The sequence below is a fragment of the Herbidospora solisilvae genome (assembly GCF_009901565.1).
Classification (GTDB): Bacteria; Actinomycetota; Actinomycetes; order Streptosporangiales; family Streptosporangiaceae; genus Herbidospora; species Herbidospora solisilvae.
In genome coordinates, this window is sequence record NZ_WXEW01000004.1 from 181,332 (window position 1) to 195,966 (window position 14,635).

The following is a 14,635-nucleotide window of genomic DNA, read 5'->3' on the forward strand; positions in this document are numbered from 1 at the left end:
GCGCTAACCCGGGATGAGCCCCTGGTCGCCCAGCATCTCCCGGACCTCGTCGATCGAGGCGTCCGCGGGGGGCAGAATCAGCTCAGACGGTTCAAGGGCATCGTCCGCGAGGGGCTTGCCGACATGGCGGACCTTGTCGAGAAGCGCGTGCAGCGCGGATCGGAACGTGGTCTCGTCGTCGGCCTCGATGGCCGACTCGAGTTCGGTGTCGAGGTCGTTGAGCACGCCGAGATCGCCGTCGGCGATCTGGACCTGCCCCTCCCCCATGATTCTGACGATCACTACTGTGCCTCCCCCGGCTGACGGTATTGCTGGGTGTGCTGGGGCTGCGGCTGCGCGGCCGGCTGCCCCTGCTCGATGGCGCTCTTCGGCGCCGGGCCCTGCCCCAGCTCGGCCTTCATGCGGGCCAGCTCCAGCTCCACGTCGCCCCCGGCGCCCATGCGGTCGAGCTCGGCCTGGATGTCGTCGCGCTGACCGGTGTAGTCGTCGAGCGCGCCGCTGGCCAGCAGCTCGTCGATGGCGCCCGCGCGGGCCTGCATCTGGGCCGTCTTGTCTTCGGCGCGCTGGATCGCCAGGCCGACGTCGCCCATCTCCTCGGAGATGCCGGAGAAGGCCTCGTTGATCCGGGTCTGCGCCTCGGCGGCGGTGTAGGTGGCCTTGATCGTCTCCTTCCGGGTGCGGAAGGCGTCGACCTTGGACTGGAGGCGCTGGCTGGCGAGCGTCAGCTTCTCCTCTTCACCCTGCAGGTTGTTGTACTGGATGCGCAGGTCGGCCACCTGGGCCTGGATGGCGGTGCGGCGCGAGAGGGCGTCGCGGGCCAGGTCTTCGCGACCGGCGGCCAGGGCGCTCTTCGCCTGCTGCTCACGCTTGGCGGCCTCGGCCTCGGCCTGGTTGATCTGCAATTCGACCCGCTTGCGGCTGGTCGCCACGTCCGCCACGCCGCGCCGTACCTTCTGGAGCAACTCGAGCTGGCGCTGATATGAGTAGTCCAGGGTTTCCCGCGGATCCTCCATTTTGTCCAGGGCCTTGTTGGCCTTGGACCTGAAGATCATGGAAAGTCTCTTCATCACGCTCATGCGCGTCGGCCGTCCCCTTCTTAGGTTGTGCGTGGGTAACCCCAGCCGTTTCAAGCCCCGCAAAGGCGGCCAAGGCCGCCTGGGTTCACCCTACGCATAACGCACGGGGGCGTCACTAAGTTGCACTCCCGGTACGCTGGACAACGTGTTCCGACGTCGTACCCAGACCACCACGGACGCTACCCCCGTCCCTGATGTTGATCCTAAGCCTGTGACGACCCCGGCGAAGGGCCGTCCGACGCCCAAGCGCGCGGAGGCCCAGGGGCGCCGGCGGTCACCTGTCACCGCGCCGAAGAACCGCAAAGAGGCCTATCGGCAGGCCCGCGAGCGTGACCGTCTGCTCCGCGAGAAGGCCCGCGAGGGCATGATGCGCGGCGAAGACCGTTATCTCCCGGCCCGCGACCGGGGCCCGGTCAGGAAGTTCGCGCGCGACTTCGTCGACGCCCGCAGGCTTCCGGGGCAGTACTTCCTGCCCGCCGTGCTGGTCATCATGCTGCTGTCGATGATCCCCTTCCCGATCGAGATCCGGCGCTGGGTGCTGACCGTCTACACGATGTCGCTGCCGGTGGTGCTGGTGCTGGTGGTCGGCAGCTCCTTCTACGTCGCGGGCCGGGTCAAGAAGCTCGCCGCCGCGCGCTTCCCCGACGAAGACCTGAAGGGCGTCGGCTTCTACGCCGCCATGCGGTCGTCGCAGATCCGGCGGCTGCGCTTCCCCAAGCCGACCGTTCGGCCTGGTGGCGCCCCGGTTCCCGACAGCTCCCCCAAGAAGTAGAACTTCGTTCTGGTTGTCTAGAGTTGGCCCATGGAATTCCGCCATTTGGGCCGAAGTGGCCTCGTCATCAGCGAGATCAGCTATGGCAACTGGATCACCCACGGCTCCCAGGTCGAAGAGGAGGCCGCCCGCGCTTGCGTGAAGGCCGCCCTCGACGAGGGCATCACGACCTTCGACACCGCCGACGTCTACGCGGGCACCCGCGCGGAGGAGGTGCTGGGCCGCGCCCTCCAGGGGGTCCGCCGCGAGTCGCTGGAGATCTTCACGAAGGTCTACTGGCCGACCGGGCAGGGGCGCAACGACCGGGGGCTGTCGCGTAAGCACATCATGGAGTCGATCAACGGCTCCCTGCGCCGCCTGCAGACCGACTACGTCGACCTCTACCAGGCCCACCGCTACGACGTCGAGACCCCGCTCGAGGAGACGCTGCGGGCCTTCGACGACATCGTGCGGCAGGGCAAGGCGCTCTACATCGGCGTCAGCGAGTGGACCGCCGACCAGATCGCCGCGGCGCTGAAGCTCGCCGACCAGATGGGCTTCGACCGCATCGTCTCCAACCAGCCGCAGTACTCCGCGTTGTGGCGGGTCATCGAGGGCGAGGTCGTGCCGCTGTCGGAGAAGGAGGGCATCGGCCAGATCGTGTTCTCGCCGATCGCCCAGGGCGTGCTGACCGGCAAGTACCTGCCGGGCCAGCCGCCGCCCGAGGGCTCACGGGCGCTCGACCCGAGCGGTGGCAACTTCATCAAGCGCATGCTCGACGACGACCTGCTGGCCCGCGTCCAGGAGCTCAAGCCGGTGGCCGCCGACCTGGGACTCTCGATGGCCCAGTTCGCGGTGGCGTGGGTGCTGCAGAACCCCAACGTGTCGTCGGCGATCGTCGGCGCCTCGCGGCCCGAGCAGGTGCGCGACAACGTCAAGGCGGCCGGGGTCAAGCTCGACGCCGACGTCATGAAGAAGGTCGACGACATCCTCGGCCCGGTCGTCGTGCGCGACCCCTCCCTCACGAGTACCAACGCTCCCAAGAAGCGCCCCTGAAAACAAAAGGCCCGCCATTCTCGGCGGGCCTTTTTCATTCCTGTGGACGCAATGACATGCCCTGGTATTCGACCCGGTCGCCGTCGAGCAGCGTCACCTGTTCGACTCCGGATTCCAGCAGGTCACGCCAGCTTTCTCCAAGCCACGACTCGGCGTCGGCCTGACTGGGAAATACCTCGCGCGACAAATCGGCGGCGGATACCTCACCACCATTAGCGTTTTCATAACGCCAGCGCCATGTCATGCCTATGCTCCTGTTCGCGGCCGGTCGTTCCCTCAAGGGGAAATCCGAAGGGTGCCTGGGAACCCTATCTCCCCGAGATCTCCCCGAGCGTCATCACCCGAGCACGGAGGCCATTCCATGCTGCCCTCACACCCCCGCAAAGCACTGATCCGCGTCATACTCGGCGCGGTGGCCCTGGCCGCGGTCGCGGCGTTCGCACCCCAGCCCGGGCCCGACACCCCCCGCCAGTGGACCTTCTGGCAGAGCGACGGCCTGGCCTGGCTCGCGCCGGAGGCCGGCGCGGTGCCGGCCGACGGTTCGGTCATCGGCTGGCGCTTCGGCGTCTCCCCCGACGGCACCGGCACCGACTCGCCCCGCGAGGTGCCCGCCTTCGACGACGTCTGCGGCGGACAGGCCGCCGCCTCGGGCCGCAAGCGGGTCGTCCTGGCGGTCGACTTCGGCGACGGCGAGGTCGACGCCTACCCCGGAGACACCCCGCCCCAGAGCACCGTGACCTGTGTCGTGGCCCCCTCGTCGGCCACGTCACTCCAGCTGCTCTCCTCGGAGGCGACCCGGCCGAGGGTCGACGACAGCGGCAACGTGCTGGCCGTCAGCGGCTACCCCGCCAAGAACAACACGACGGGCAAGGAGCTGCCGATCAGTCAGGCGGCCGGCGCCCCCTCGGCCGCCGCGCCGCAGGAGGGCGGCGCTCCCGTCGTCCTGCTCGCCGCAGGCGGCGCGGTCGCGGTCGCGGCGGGGGTGGGCGTCTTCTTCCTCCTGCGCCGCCGGTCGGCCTGAAACCTGTTCCCCCAGCCCCGAACCCGCGCACGGCGACCGCCGCCCGGCCCTCTAGGGTTTCGGGCGGCGGTCTCGTTTCCGGTACGGATCGCGCCACCGCCCCAGGTCTCCAGGGCTGACGGAGTGCTCCGGGGTGGGCTCATGGGTTCACGCATGAAGGGGAGACGGGGTTGAAGGTCGAGCTGAGCGGGACCGGCGGGCCCGGGGGGTGGCCGTCCGACGGGTGCGCGTCGTGCCGGTCGGTGCGGCGCGAGCGGCGGCCCCTGTCCGTGGTCGTCGACGACAACGCCCCCCTCGACGGCTACGAGCTGACCCGGACCGACGACGGCGACATCGTCGTGGGGCCCGACGGGGGCAGTCTGCTGTTCGCCAACGGGCCCGGTGGAGCGGGTCCCGGGCCGGCGTTCGACCTGGTGCTGATCGATCTGCTCGACGACCCCTTCCGGCTCGGGGCGCTGCGCGCGCGGGGCCTGGTGAACCGGGCGACCCAGGTGGTGGCCGTGGGGCTCGACCACCGGATCCGGTCGGAGGCCGAGCTCGATCGGCGGCTGGCCTACTGGGGCGCCGTCCAGGTGCCTGACGGGACGGTGCTGGAGACCTCCGGCCGGGCCGCCCACGATCCGATGGGGCCGCACCGGGCGATCGTGCTGGGCGGGACCCGCTCGGGGAAGTCTGAGGAGGCGGAGCTGCGGCTCGCCGGTGAGCCGGACGTCCTCTATGTCGCCACCGGCGACGCCCACGGCGACGCGGCCTGGGCCGACCGGATCGCCGCCCACCGGAACCGCCGCCCGGCCCACTGGCGGACCAGGGAGACCCGCGACCTCGAAGACGTGCTGGCCGCCGAGGCCGGCGCGGTGCTGATCGACGGGCTCGGCACCTGGCTGGCGGGCGTCTTCGACGACCTCGCCGCCTGGGACGACCCGGGCCGGGTCCGCGGCGCCTGTGACGGGCTGGTCGCGGCCTGGCGGGCGACCCGGGCCAGGATCGTGCTGGTCAGCGACGAGGTGGGCCTGGGCGTGATCCCCGGCCACGCGTCGGGGCGGACCTTCCGCGACGCCCTAGGCGAGCTGAACCGCCGCCTCGCCGACGAGTCGGAGGAGGCGGCCCTGGTCGTCGCGGGCCGCGTCACCCCCCTGCCATGACCCTGCGGAACTGGGTGAACGCCTGGTGGCTGGCCGTCTCCCTGCTGAGCGTGCTGCCGGTGCCGCGGCATTCGCCGGTCGACTCGCGGATCGCCGGGCGGGCGATGGTGCTCGGGCCGCTCGTCGGGGTGCTGCTCGGGGTGATCGCGGCGCTCGTCTTCCAGGGGGCCCGGTGGCTGGGGCTCGGGGGGACGACGGCCGGGCTGCTCGCCGTCGGCACCCTCGCATTGCTGACGCGGGCGCTTCACCTCGACGGGCTGGCCGACCTGGCCGACGGCCTCGGGAGCCGGAAGAGCGCGCCCGAGGCGCTGGCCATCATGAAGCACTCCGACATCGGGCCGTTCGGGGTGGTCGCGCTGATCTTCTGCGTGGGGCTCCAGGTCAGCGCGCTGAGTCAGGTGGGGCCCCATGCCCTGTGGACGTTGCCCGTGGCCGTGGCGACCGGAAGGCTGGCCGTCACGTGGGCGTGCACGCCCCGTTTCCGGGCAGCGAGAGAGGAGGGGCTGGGCAGCCTCGTCGCGGGAACAGTGCGGGTGCCGGAGGCGTTGGCGTCTACTGGCACCTTGCTGATCGTCGCTATGATCGCGTTTCGCGACGTTCCGGTGCTGGTCAGCGCGGTGCCCATCGGGCTGGCCGTCGCCTGGGTCATCCTCGCCACCGCCGTCGGGCGGCTCGGGGGGATCACGGGGGATGTGCTCGGAGCGCTCGCCGAGGTCGCGACCGCGGCGTGCTTGCTCGCCAGTGCGGTGACGTTCACCGACCTGTAAACATCCCCCAACCTATTGGTAGGACGAACCCGAGTTTATGAGTACGGAGAAAGCACAGCTAGCATCGGCTCACGTGACCACAGTGCGCGTCAATGCATCTGACACGGTCTCCATAGAGACCGATGCCCTCGTTATCGGCATCCACGCCACCCCGCAGGGCCCACAGGCCGCGGCCGGGGCCGCCGGGCTCGATCAGGCCCTCGGCGGACGGCTCGCCGCCACGCTGACCGCGATGGGTTTCGCGGGCAAGCCCGAGGAGATCGCCAAGTTCCCCACGTTCGGCGCGATCCCGGCGCCGCTCGTCGTGGCGGTGGGGCTCGGCGCCCCGCCCGCCGACGGCGAGTCCCTGGAACTGGAGACCCTCCGCCGCGCCGCGGGCGCCGCCGCCCGCGCACTGGCCGGAACGGCGTCCGCCGCCGTCGCGCTGCCCGCCACCACGGCCGAAGAGGTCGAGGCGGTGGCCGTCGGCAGCCTCCTGGGGGCCTACGTCTTCAGCCGCTACCAGACCAACGGGCAGCAGAAGGCGCCGCTGGCCGAGGTGGAGCTGGTCACCTCCGCCCCCGAGGCCGAGAGCGCGGTCCGGCGCGCCGCCACGCTGGCCGACTCGGTCACCCTGGTCCGCGACCTGGTGAACACCCCGCCGTCCGACCTGTGGCCGGCCCGGTTCGCCGAGATCGCCGAGGAGATCGGCGGCAAGAACGGGCTGACCGTCGAGGTGCTCGACGAGATCGCGCTGAAGGAGAACGGCTACGGCGGCATCGTCGGCGTGGGCCAGGGCTCGTCCCGGCCGCCGCGGCTGGTCCGAGTGGCCTACTCCCACCCGCAGGCCGCCAAGACGCTCGCGTTCGTCGGCAAGGGAATCACGTTCGACTCCGGCGGGTTGTCACTCAAGCCGTCCGCGTCGATGGACTGGATGAAGTCCGACATGGGCGGCGCGGCCGCCGTGCTCGGAGCCCTGCTGGCGGTCTCGCGCCTCGGGCTCCACGTCAACGCCGTCGGCTACCTGTGCCTGGCCGAGAACATGCCCTCGGGCACCGCCCAGCGGCCCTCCGACGTGCTCCACACCTACAGCGGCAAGACCGTCGAGGTCCTCGACACCGACGCGGAAGGGCGCCTGGTGCTCATCGACGGCATCGCCCGCGCCGCCGAGGACTCGCCCGACCTGATCGTCGACGTGGCCACCCTGACCGGCGCGCAGATCGTCGCCCTCGGGTGGCGCACCGCCGGGGTCATGACCAATGACGACGACCTGCGCGGCGCCGTGGTGGAGCTGGCCGGGGCGCAGGGCGAGAGCGTGTGGGGCATGCCCCTGCCCGCCGAGCTGCGCAAGGGGCTCGACTCGCAGGTGGCCGACATCGCCAACCTCCACCCCGAACGGTGGGGCGGCATGCTGGCGGCGGGCGTGTTCCTGCGCGAGTTCGTCCCCGACGGGGTTGACTGGGCCCACATCGACATGGCGGGACCGGCCTTCAACAAGGGCGAGCCCTACGGTTACACCCCCAAGGGCGGCACCGGAGCCATCACCCGCACGCTCGTCGCCATCGCCGAGCGCTATGCGGGCTGAGCGCACGATCATCAAAGACAAGTGAAAAGATGCCGTACCACGGCAGTATTCATTAGGGAGCTTTCCAGTGGCTGAAGGCAGCGGCCCCTTCGACATCGTTGTCCTAGGCGGCGGTAGCGGCGGCTACGCCTGCGCCCTGCGGGCGGCCGAGCTCGGCAAGAGCGTCGTTCTCATCGAGAAGGCCAAGGTGGGCGGCACGTGCCTCCATCAGGGGTGCATCCCCACCAAGGCGCTGCTGCACGCCGCGGAGCTGGCCGACCAGGCGCGTGAAGGCGAGTCCTTCGGCGTGAAGACCCGTTTCGACGGGATCGACGTGCCGGGCGTGCTCGCCTACAAGGACAAGGTGATCAGCGGGCTCTGGAAGGGCCTGCAGGGTCTCATCAAGAGCAAGAAGATCACCGTCGTCGAGGGCGAGGGCCGGCTCACCGGTCCCAACCAGGTCACCGTCAACGGCGAGGTCTACACCGGGCGCAACGTGGTGCTCGGCACCGGCTCGGTGCCGAAGTCGCTGCCCGGCCTCGACATCGACGGCCAGCGCGTCATCACCAGCGACCACGCCCTGGTCCTCGACCGGGTGCCGTCGTCGGTGATCATCCTCGGCGGCGGCGTCATCGGCGTCGAGTTCGCCAGCGTGTGGCGCTCCTTCGGCGCCGAGGTGACCATCGTCGAGGCGCTGCCCCACCTGCTCCCGCTTGAAGACGAGTCCAACTCCAAGCTGCTGGAGCGGGCCTTCCGCCGGCGCGGCATCAAATACGAACTCGGTCAGCGCTTCGAGAGCGTCAAGACCACCGACACCGGGGTCGTCGTCACCCTGGAGGGCGGCAAGACCCTCGACGCCGAGCTCATGCTGGTGGCCGTCGGGCGCGGCCCGGTCTCCTCCGGGCTCGGCTACGAGGAGCAGGGCGTCTCGATGGACCGGGGCTACGTCCTGGTCAACGAGTTCTGCCAGACCAGCGTCCCGGGCGTCTACGCCGTGGGCGACCTCATCCCCACGCTGCAGCTGGCCCACGTCGGCTTCGCCGAGGGCATCCTGGTCGCCGAGCACATCGCGGGCCTGCCGGTCGTGCCGATCGACTACGACGGCGTGCCGCGCATCACCTACTCCGAGCCCGAGGTGGCCTCGGTCGGCATCAGCGGCGCGACCGCGCGCGAGCGCGGCCACGACGTGGTCGAGCTGAGCTACAACCTCGCGGGCAACGGCCGCAGCAAGATCCTGCAGACCCAGGGCGAGGTCAAGGTCGTCGCCGAGAAGGACGGCGGCCGCGTACTGGGCGTGCACATGGTCGGCGCCAGGGTCGGCGAGCTCATCGCCGAGGCGCAGCTCATCTACAACTGGGAGGCGACGGCGGGCGACGTGGCGCAGCTCATCCACCCGCACCCGACGCAGTCCGAGGCCCTCGGCGAGGCCATGCTGGCCCTGGCCGGCAAACCCCTCCACGTCCACAACTAAGAGCCCTCTAAGGAAGACGAAGACTCACCATGCCTGTCTCCGTAACCATGCCCCAGCTCGGCGAGAGCGTGACCGAGGGCACCGTCACCCGCTGGTTGAAGTCGGAGGGCGACCACGTCGAGGCCGACGAGCCGCTGCTTGAGGTGTCGACCGACAAGGTCGACACCGAGATCCCCTCGCCGTCCGCCGGCTACCTGACGAAGATCCTGGTCTCCGAGGACGAGACCGTCGAGGTCGGCGCCGAGCTGGCCGTCATCGACGCCAACGGCGGCGCGCCGGCCGCGCAGGAGGAGCCGCCCGCGGCCGCTCCCGAGCCGGAACCCGAGCCCGAGCCGGAGCCGGAGCCGGAGCCCGTGCAGGCTCAGGCCGCCCCGGCCCCGCAGCCCCCCGCGCCCGCCCCGCAGCCGGTCCAGCAGCCGGTCCAGCAGCCGGCCCCGCAGAGCGCGCCGATCTCCTCGATCCCGCAGCCCGCTCCCCCGGCCCCGCCGCAGAGCCCCCAGCCGGCCCCGGCGGCCCAGCAGGCCCCGGCCGCCCCGGCGCCGTCGGGTGACACGCCCTACGTCACCCCGCTGGTCCGCAAGCTCGCCACCGAGCACGGCGTGAACCTCGAGGAGCTCAACGGCACCGGCGTCGGCGGCCGCATCCGCAAGCAGGACGTCATCGAGGCCGCCCGCGTGCAGCGCGAGCGCGCCACCGCCCAGGCTCCGGCGGCCCCCGCCGCCGCTCCGGCCGCGCCGGCGCAGCAGGCCCCCGCCGCGGCGGCCGCCCCCGCGCCGATCCAGGTCGACACCACCCTGCGCGGCACCACGCAGAAGATGTCCCGCCTGCGCAAGGTCATCGCCGACCGCATGCTCGACTCGCTGCAGACCACGGCCCAGCTCACCACGGTCGTCGAGGTCGACGTGACCCGCATCGCGCGGCTGCGCGACCGGGCCAAGGCGGCGTTCGAGGCTCGCGAGGGCGTCAAGCTGTCGTTCCTGCCGTTCTTCGCGCTGGCGGCGGTCGAGGCCCTCAAGGTCCACCCCAAGCTCAACGCCGTGATCAACGACGAGACCAGCGAGGTGACCTACCACGACGTCGAGAACCTCGGCATCGCGGTCGACACCGACAAGGGCCTCATCGTCCCGGTCGTCAAGGGCGCCGGCGACCTCAACATCGCCGGGCTGGCCCGCAAGATCGCCGACCTGGCCGAGCGCACCCGCACCAACAAGATCAGCCCCGACGACATCGCCGGCGGCACCTTCACGCTGACGAACACGGGCAGCCGCGGCGCCCTGTTCGACACGCCGATCCTGAACAAGCCGCAGGTCGGCATGCTCGGCACCGGCGTCGTCGTGAAGCGCCCGGTTGTCGTCGACTCGCCCGAGGGCGAGGTCATCGCGGTCCGCTCGACGGTCTACCTGGCGCTGACCTACGACCACCGCCTGGTCGACGGCGCCGACGCCGCCCGCTTCCTGACGACGGTCAAGCGCCGTCTCGAAGAGGGCCGCTTCGAGGGCCAGCTCGGCTTGGCCTAGCCACATGTCGGAACCCCCGTTCGGCCTCGTGGCTGAGCGGGGGTTCTCGCGTGTACGGGGAAACGCCGGGTCCCTGGAGGGCCACGGCCATCACCGTTCACTGGACGTGCGCAGTGCGGGGCGGGATGAGGCCGAGCGCCGGATGAGACGGCCGGTCGTCAGCCTCGGCATCCTCCGCCAGAGCACCGCTACCCGGGTCAGCCCCCGAGCCGCACGCCGATGCGGGTCACATGCCGGTGCGCTGCCGCAGAGTGCCCGTGTGCCGTCCGACGTCCAGCCCTCTCCCCGCTGCCCACCCGTCGTCGTGACAGGTCGCCAGATGCCGGTGGGCCGCGTCGCCGAGCAGCGACACCACCGTGCCCGTCTCTCCCCTGGCCCGCATGCGCTCCACCAGCTCCAGCGCCGCCCACAACGCGGTGCCCGAGGAGGCGCCGACCGGCAGCCCGGTCACCTCGCGGATGTGCCGGGCCGCCGCCACACTGGCCGCGTCGGGCACGGGGACGACCAGGTCCACGAGGTCGGGCCGGAAGCCCGGCTCTACGCGTGGGCGTCCGATGCCCTCGATCCGTGAGGGCATCCCGGTGCCGTAGTCGGGCACGTCGAGGGTCCATCCGGGGAAGTAGGCCGAATTCTCGGGATCCGCCACCGCGACCCGGCAGTCCTCACCGTGGGCCCGGATCCACTGGCCGAGGGTGGCCGAGGTCGTTCCGGTGCTCGCGCCCGTCACCACCCAGTCAGGCCGCACCTGCCCGAACAGCTCCTCCGCCAGGTCGTGCGGCGCGGCCCGCCCGAACTGGTCGAGAAAGTGCCCGTCGATCGCCCGGGCGGCCTCGTAGATCGCCGGCGGCGGCGTCACGAATCGGCATTCTCCGCCAAGTTCCTCCACCGGACGTGCCCGCGCCTGGCTGCGCTCGCCCGGCATGACCACGATGTACGGCAGCCCGAGCCGCCGCGCGAACCAGGCCTGGGCCACGGCCGCGTTGCCACCGGTCGCCTCCACCACGGTCACGCCCTCGGTGACCGACCCGTCGAGCACGGCCTGGCGGAACAGCGCCCTGGCGTGCCGGTGCCGCAGGCTCCCCGTCGGCTGCGCCGACTCGTCCTTCAACAGCAGCCTGATCCCGGGCGCCGGCACCGGTAAGTCGATCAGCGGTGTGGGCTCGCCGATCGCCAGCGTTTCCAGTGCTCGCGTGGTCCAGTTCACCGCTTCACCATGTCAGGCGCGACTCGGAGGACCGCGCCCATTCGCTACGAGCGAGCGCGTCACGGCGCGGATCAGGCGCGCCCTGACCACGGCCGCGGCCACCTCGCCCCTTCCGTGTGGGGCGTTCGGTGGTCGTGGCGGCCAGCCTGGACGTGGCGGTGGGGGCGGGAGCGGAGGTGGGCGCCGGTTGCGGTGACCAGGCGGGGGCGGTGGTCGGGGCCGGGGTGGGCGGGAGCCGTAACGGAGGGAAAGGTGTTGTCTCTTGGTTTTGTCTCGACGACCTTGCGCCGGGAGGTCTCGGGGGTGGTCGCTCCGGTCACCGTCCATCAGGGAACACGTTTGAACGAGTCCGCGTCCGGTACGTCACCGAACGGGGGCGCGCTACGAAGGGGTGGTTATGAAGATCGCGGTGACGGGGGCCTCGGGCCTCATCGGGACGGCGCTGACCGCCTCCCTGCGCCAGTCGGGCCATGAGGTGCTCTCGCTGGTCCGCAGGCCGCCCACGGGCCCCGGACAGGTCCAGTGGGACCCTTCTGGCGGGGTGCTCGACCCGGCCGACCTGGCGGGCGTCGAGGCGGTGGTCCATCTCGCGGGGGCGGGCATCGGCGACCACCGGTGGACCGACGCGTACCGGAAGACGGTCATGGAGAGCCGCAGGAAGGGCACCTCGACGCTGGTCAGGGCGCTCAACGCGATGGACAAGCCGCCGTCGGTGCTGCTGTCGGGGTCGGCGGTCGGCTACTACGGCGACACCCGCGACCGGGTCGTCGACGAGACCTCGCCCCGGGGGGCCGGGTTCCTGGCCGACGTCTGCGGGGCCTGGGAGGAGGCCGCGCAGCCCGCCCGCGAGTCGGGCATGCGGGTGGTGACCATGCGGACGGGCGTGGTGCTGTCCAAGCGGGGCGGGATGCTGGGGCAGATCCTGCCGATCTTCCGGATCGGGCTGGGCGCTCCCCTGGGGTCGGGCGAGCAGTACCTGTCGTGGATCTCGGTGCCCGACTGGGTGAGCGCCGCGCGGTTCCTGCTGGGGGCCGACATCGACGGCGCGGTCAACCTGACGGCGCCCGAGCCGGTGACCAACAGGAGGTTCACCAAGGAGGTCGCGGCGGCGGTGAAGCGGCCCTCGATGCCGCTGGCCGTGCCGGGGTTCGTGCTGAAGACCGCCGTCGGCGGGTTCGCCGAGGAGGGCATCCTGATGGGGCAGCGGGCGGTGCCGGCGCGGCTAACGGCGGCCGGGCACCATTTCTCGCATCCCACGATCAAGGAAGCCCTGGCAGACGCCCTGCGGTGAGGGGACGTCTCCCGTAGCATGGGCCCCCTCATTCGGCCCGACGAGACGGGAGTGAAGCATGGGACGCAGCGGGCAGTCGCACATCGTCGCCATCGGTGGCGGTTCGTTCCGCCAGACGGAGCGCTTCGGCACGATGGAGGCCACCGGCCTGCTGCGCTACGTGCTCGACCTGACCGGCGTCGACCGGCCCCGGCTGGGCCTGATCGCCACAGCGGTCGGCGACTCCTCCGAGTGGCTGCTGAAGATGTACGAGGCCTTCCGGTCCTTCGACGTCGACCTCAGCCACCTGGCGCTGTTCCCGATGCCCAACGTCGACGACCCGCGTGAGTGGCTGCTGGAGCAGGACGCCGTCTACGTCAGCGGCGGCAGCGTCGCCAACCTGATGGCGCTGTGGCGGCTCCACGGCCTCGACGAGGCGATGACCGAGGCGTGGGAAAGCGGCGTGGTGTTGTCGGGCCAGAGCGCGGGCGCGCTGTGCTGGCACGTGGGCGGCAACACCGACTCGTTCGGGCCGGAGCTGCGGCCGTGGGCCGAGGGGCTCGGGCTGCTGCCCTACTCGTGCGGGGTCCACTACAACAGCGACGTCCAGCGCCGTGACCTGCTGCAGCGCTCGGTCGCCTCGGGCGAGTTGCCCGACGGTTACGCCGCCGACGAGGGCGTCGCGCTCCACTACGTCGGCACCGAGTTCATCCAGGCCGTGACGGTCGACCCCAACGGATACGCGTACCGGATCGAAAGAGATGGTGAAGAAGGGGTCAAGGAGTTCCGTATCGAACCACGGCGACTCGCGTCTACAGTTGACGTGTGAGGCTGGCGATCGTCCGACTTGGTGTCGATGTCCCCTATGAACAGGCGTGGAGCCTGCAGCGGGTCGTCCATCGGCGCCGGGTCGCCGACGAACTGCCCGACACGGCCCTGCTCCTGGAGCACGCGCCGGTCTACACGGCCGGCAAGCGCACCCGCCCCCACGACCGGCCGTCCGACGGCACCCCCGTCATCGACGTCGACCGGGGCGGCAGCGTCACCTGGCACGGCCCCGGCCAGCTCGTCGGCTACCCGATCGTGAAGATCGACGACGTGATCCCCTACGTACGCCTCCTCGAAGAGGTCCTGATCCAGGTGTGCGCCGACTTCGGCGTGGTCGCCGGGCGGGTCGAGGGGCGGCCCGGGGTCTGGGTGCGCGGCGAGGCCCATCACGGCATCCCCGACCGGCGGCTGGGCGCGATCGGCATCCGGGTGGAGCGCGGCGTGACGATGCACGGCTTCGCGCTCAACTGCGCCAACGACCTGAGCTGGTTCAACCGGATCGTGCCCTGCGGCATCCCCGACGCGGGCGTCACCTCGTTGTCGGCCGAGACCGGCCGGCGCATCACGGTCGACGAGGTCATCCCGTTCGCCGAGAAACGTCTCGGCGACGCGTTCGGGGCCGAGCCGGTGTCGATGTTCGAAGAGGAACTGCTCGGGCGCCGCTGACGCGACCCGCGACGGATAACGCATCGGAATTGGAACACCAGGCGGCCGCATTCCATGCCTAGACTGCGATCATGACGAACGGCGGACCTCGTCCGGACGCGATGCTGGACCACCTGATCGCCGTGCTCTCCCAGCTCACCACGGAGGCCCCGCCGAGCGACCCGCAGGCTGCCGAAGCGCGGGCCATGCTGGAACTCGGGATCGACGTGGCCTACCTCGACGACCCGGAGGGCGCGGCGAAGGCCGCGGAATGGCTGCAACAGCGGGTGAAGCTCATTCTGGGGCAGCTGGAGGAATGCCGGATGGGATTCGTCGAGTAGAGG

Annotated in this window: 16 protein-coding genes; 12 read left to right on the top strand and 4 right to left on the bottom strand. The window is 71.1% G+C overall.

What is annotated here, in order from left to right:
* Positions 1-3: 3 nt before the first annotated feature.
* Together pspAA and GT755_RS14170 are read right to left on the bottom strand one after the other, a co-directional pair.
* On the bottom strand, positions 4-282 hold the full coding sequence (pspAA, locus tag GT755_RS14165; protein ID WP_062351547.1) for a PspA-associated protein PspAA: 279 nt from the start codon (positions 280-282) through the stop codon (positions 4-6).
* The gene (locus GT755_RS14170) at positions 282-1,076 is read right to left on the bottom strand and encodes a PspA/IM30 family protein (protein WP_081898195.1); all 795 of its coding nucleotides are present in this window, start codon (positions 1,074-1,076) and stop codon (positions 282-284) included. The genes pspAA and GT755_RS14170 overlap by 1 nt, the downstream gene beginning before the upstream one ends.
* A gap of 211 nt (positions 1,077-1,287) precedes the next feature.
* Between GT755_RS14170 and GT755_RS14175 the strand changes: the two genes are divergently transcribed.
* Positions 1,288-1,848 carry a DUF3043 domain-containing protein gene (locus GT755_RS14175; RefSeq protein ID WP_285579450.1) on the top strand — a complete coding sequence of 187 codons (561 nt, stop codon included), beginning with the start codon at positions 1,288-1,290 and terminating at the stop codon, positions 1,846-1,848.
* 30 nt (positions 1,849-1,878) lie between these two features.
* The gene (locus GT755_RS14180) at positions 1,879-2,883 is read left to right on the top strand and encodes an aldo/keto reductase family protein (RefSeq protein WP_161480191.1); all 1,005 of its coding nucleotides are present in this window, start codon (positions 1,879-1,881) and stop codon (positions 2,881-2,883) included.
* A 34-nt stretch (positions 2,884-2,917) separates the two neighbouring features.
* Here the strand turns inward: GT755_RS14180 and GT755_RS14185 are convergent, their stop codons facing one another.
* Positions 2,918-3,127, bottom strand: a complete 210-nt coding sequence (locus GT755_RS14185; RefSeq protein WP_081898196.1) for a hypothetical protein — start codon at positions 3,125-3,127, stop codon at positions 2,918-2,920.
* A 117-nt stretch (positions 3,128-3,244) separates the two neighbouring features.
* Here GT755_RS14185 and GT755_RS14190 point away from each other — a divergent pair, with 117 nt between their 5' ends.
* From GT755_RS14190 to sucB, 6 genes are all read left to right on the top strand, one after another.
* The gene (locus GT755_RS14190; protein ID WP_161480192.1) at positions 3,245-3,904 is read left to right on the top strand and encodes an SCO2322 family protein; all 660 of its coding nucleotides are present in this window, start codon (positions 3,245-3,247) and stop codon (positions 3,902-3,904) included.
* 170 nt (positions 3,905-4,074) lie between these two features.
* Positions 4,075-5,046, top strand: a complete 972-nt coding sequence (locus GT755_RS14195) for a bifunctional adenosylcobinamide kinase/adenosylcobinamide-phosphate guanylyltransferase (protein WP_161480193.1) — start codon at positions 4,075-4,077, stop codon at positions 5,044-5,046.
* Entirely contained in the window at positions 5,043-5,813 is a 771-nt protein-coding gene (locus tag GT755_RS14200) for an adenosylcobinamide-GDP ribazoletransferase (RefSeq protein WP_161480194.1), read from the top strand. Before GT755_RS14195 ends, GT755_RS14200 begins: the two co-directional genes overlap by 4 nt.
* 37 nt (positions 5,814-5,850) lie before the next feature.
* Positions 5,851-7,377: a leucyl aminopeptidase gene (locus tag GT755_RS14205; protein ID WP_161480195.1), complete on the top strand. Its 1,527-nt coding sequence runs from the start codon at positions 5,851-5,853 to the stop codon at positions 7,375-7,377.
* 67 nt (positions 7,378-7,444) lie between these two features.
* Positions 7,445-8,827, top strand: a complete 1,383-nt coding sequence (gene lpdA / locus GT755_RS14210; RefSeq protein ID WP_161480196.1) for a dihydrolipoyl dehydrogenase — start codon at positions 7,445-7,447, stop codon at positions 8,825-8,827.
* Between the two features lie 29 nt (positions 8,828-8,856).
* A complete protein-coding gene (sucB, locus tag GT755_RS14215; protein ID WP_161480197.1) occupies positions 8,857-10,344 on the top strand; it encodes a 2-oxoglutarate dehydrogenase, E2 component, dihydrolipoamide succinyltransferase in 1,488 nt (495 codons plus the stop codon).
* A gap of 226 nt (positions 10,345-10,570) precedes the next feature.
* Here sucB and GT755_RS14220 read toward each other — a convergent pair whose 3' ends face one another.
* The gene (locus GT755_RS14220) at positions 10,571-11,548 is read right to left on the bottom strand and encodes a PLP-dependent cysteine synthase family protein (RefSeq protein ID WP_161480198.1); all 978 of its coding nucleotides are present in this window, start codon (positions 11,546-11,548) and stop codon (positions 10,571-10,573) included.
* Positions 11,549-11,945: 397 nt separating this feature from the next.
* Between GT755_RS14220 and GT755_RS14225 the strand changes: the two genes are divergently transcribed.
* The 4 genes from GT755_RS14225 (at position 11,946) to GT755_RS14240 (ending at position 14,632) form a co-directional block, all read left to right on the top strand.
* Positions 11,946-12,839, top strand: coding sequence for a TIGR01777 family oxidoreductase (locus GT755_RS14225; RefSeq protein WP_161480199.1), 894 nt, complete (start codon positions 11,946-11,948; stop codon positions 12,837-12,839).
* A 58-nt stretch (positions 12,840-12,897) separates the two neighbouring features.
* Complete coding sequence (locus tag GT755_RS14230; protein ID WP_161480200.1) at positions 12,898-13,647, top strand: Type 1 glutamine amidotransferase-like domain-containing protein; 750 nt, start codon at positions 12,898-12,900, stop codon at positions 13,645-13,647.
* Complete coding sequence (lipB, locus tag GT755_RS14235; RefSeq protein ID WP_034382636.1) at positions 13,644-14,312, top strand: lipoyl(octanoyl) transferase LipB; 669 nt, start codon at positions 13,644-13,646, stop codon at positions 14,310-14,312. Before GT755_RS14230 ends, lipB begins: the two co-directional genes overlap by 4 nt.
* Positions 14,313-14,383: 71 nt before the next feature.
* A complete protein-coding gene (locus GT755_RS14240) occupies positions 14,384-14,632 on the top strand; it encodes a hypothetical protein (protein WP_156045140.1) in 249 nt (82 codons plus the stop codon).
* The last annotated feature ends 3 nt before the right edge of the window (positions 14,633-14,635 follow it).

What these genes read in the sequence shown, in the direction of transcription:
- GT755_RS14230 (WP_161480200.1), top strand. Translation starts at nt 12,898, where the DNA reads ATGGGACGCAGCGGGCAGTCGCACATCGTCGCCATCGGTGGCGGTTCG.
- sucB (WP_161480197.1), top strand. Translation starts at nt 8,857, where the DNA reads ATGCCTGTCTCCGTAACCATGCCCCAGCTCGGCGAGAGCGTGACCGAG.
- GT755_RS14200 (WP_161480194.1), top strand. Translation starts at nt 5,043, where the DNA reads ATGACCCTGCGGAACTGGGTGAACGCCTGGTGGCTGGCCGTCTCCCTG.
- GT755_RS14190 (WP_161480192.1), top strand. Translation starts at nt 3,245, where the DNA reads ATGCTGCCCTCACACCCCCGCAAAGCACTGATCCGCGTCATACTCGGC.
- GT755_RS14225 (WP_161480199.1), top strand. Translation starts at nt 11,946, where the DNA reads ATGAAGATCGCGGTGACGGGGGCCTCGGGCCTCATCGGGACGGCGCTG.
- GT755_RS14170 (WP_081898195.1), bottom strand. Translation starts at nt 1,076, where the DNA reads ATGAGCGTGATGAAGAGACTTTCCATGATCTTCAGGTCCAAGGCCAAC.
- GT755_RS14180 (WP_161480191.1), top strand. Translation starts at nt 1,879, where the DNA reads ATGGAATTCCGCCATTTGGGCCGAAGTGGCCTCGTCATCAGCGAGATC.
- GT755_RS14185 (WP_081898196.1), bottom strand. Translation starts at nt 3,127, where the DNA reads ATGACATGGCGCTGGCGTTATGAAAACGCTAATGGTGGTGAGGTATCC.
- GT755_RS14240 (WP_156045140.1), top strand. Translation starts at nt 14,384, where the DNA reads ATGACGAACGGCGGACCTCGTCCGGACGCGATGCTGGACCACCTGATC.
- GT755_RS14205 (WP_161480195.1), top strand. Translation starts at nt 5,851, where the DNA reads ATGAGTACGGAGAAAGCACAGCTAGCATCGGCTCACGTGACCACAGTG.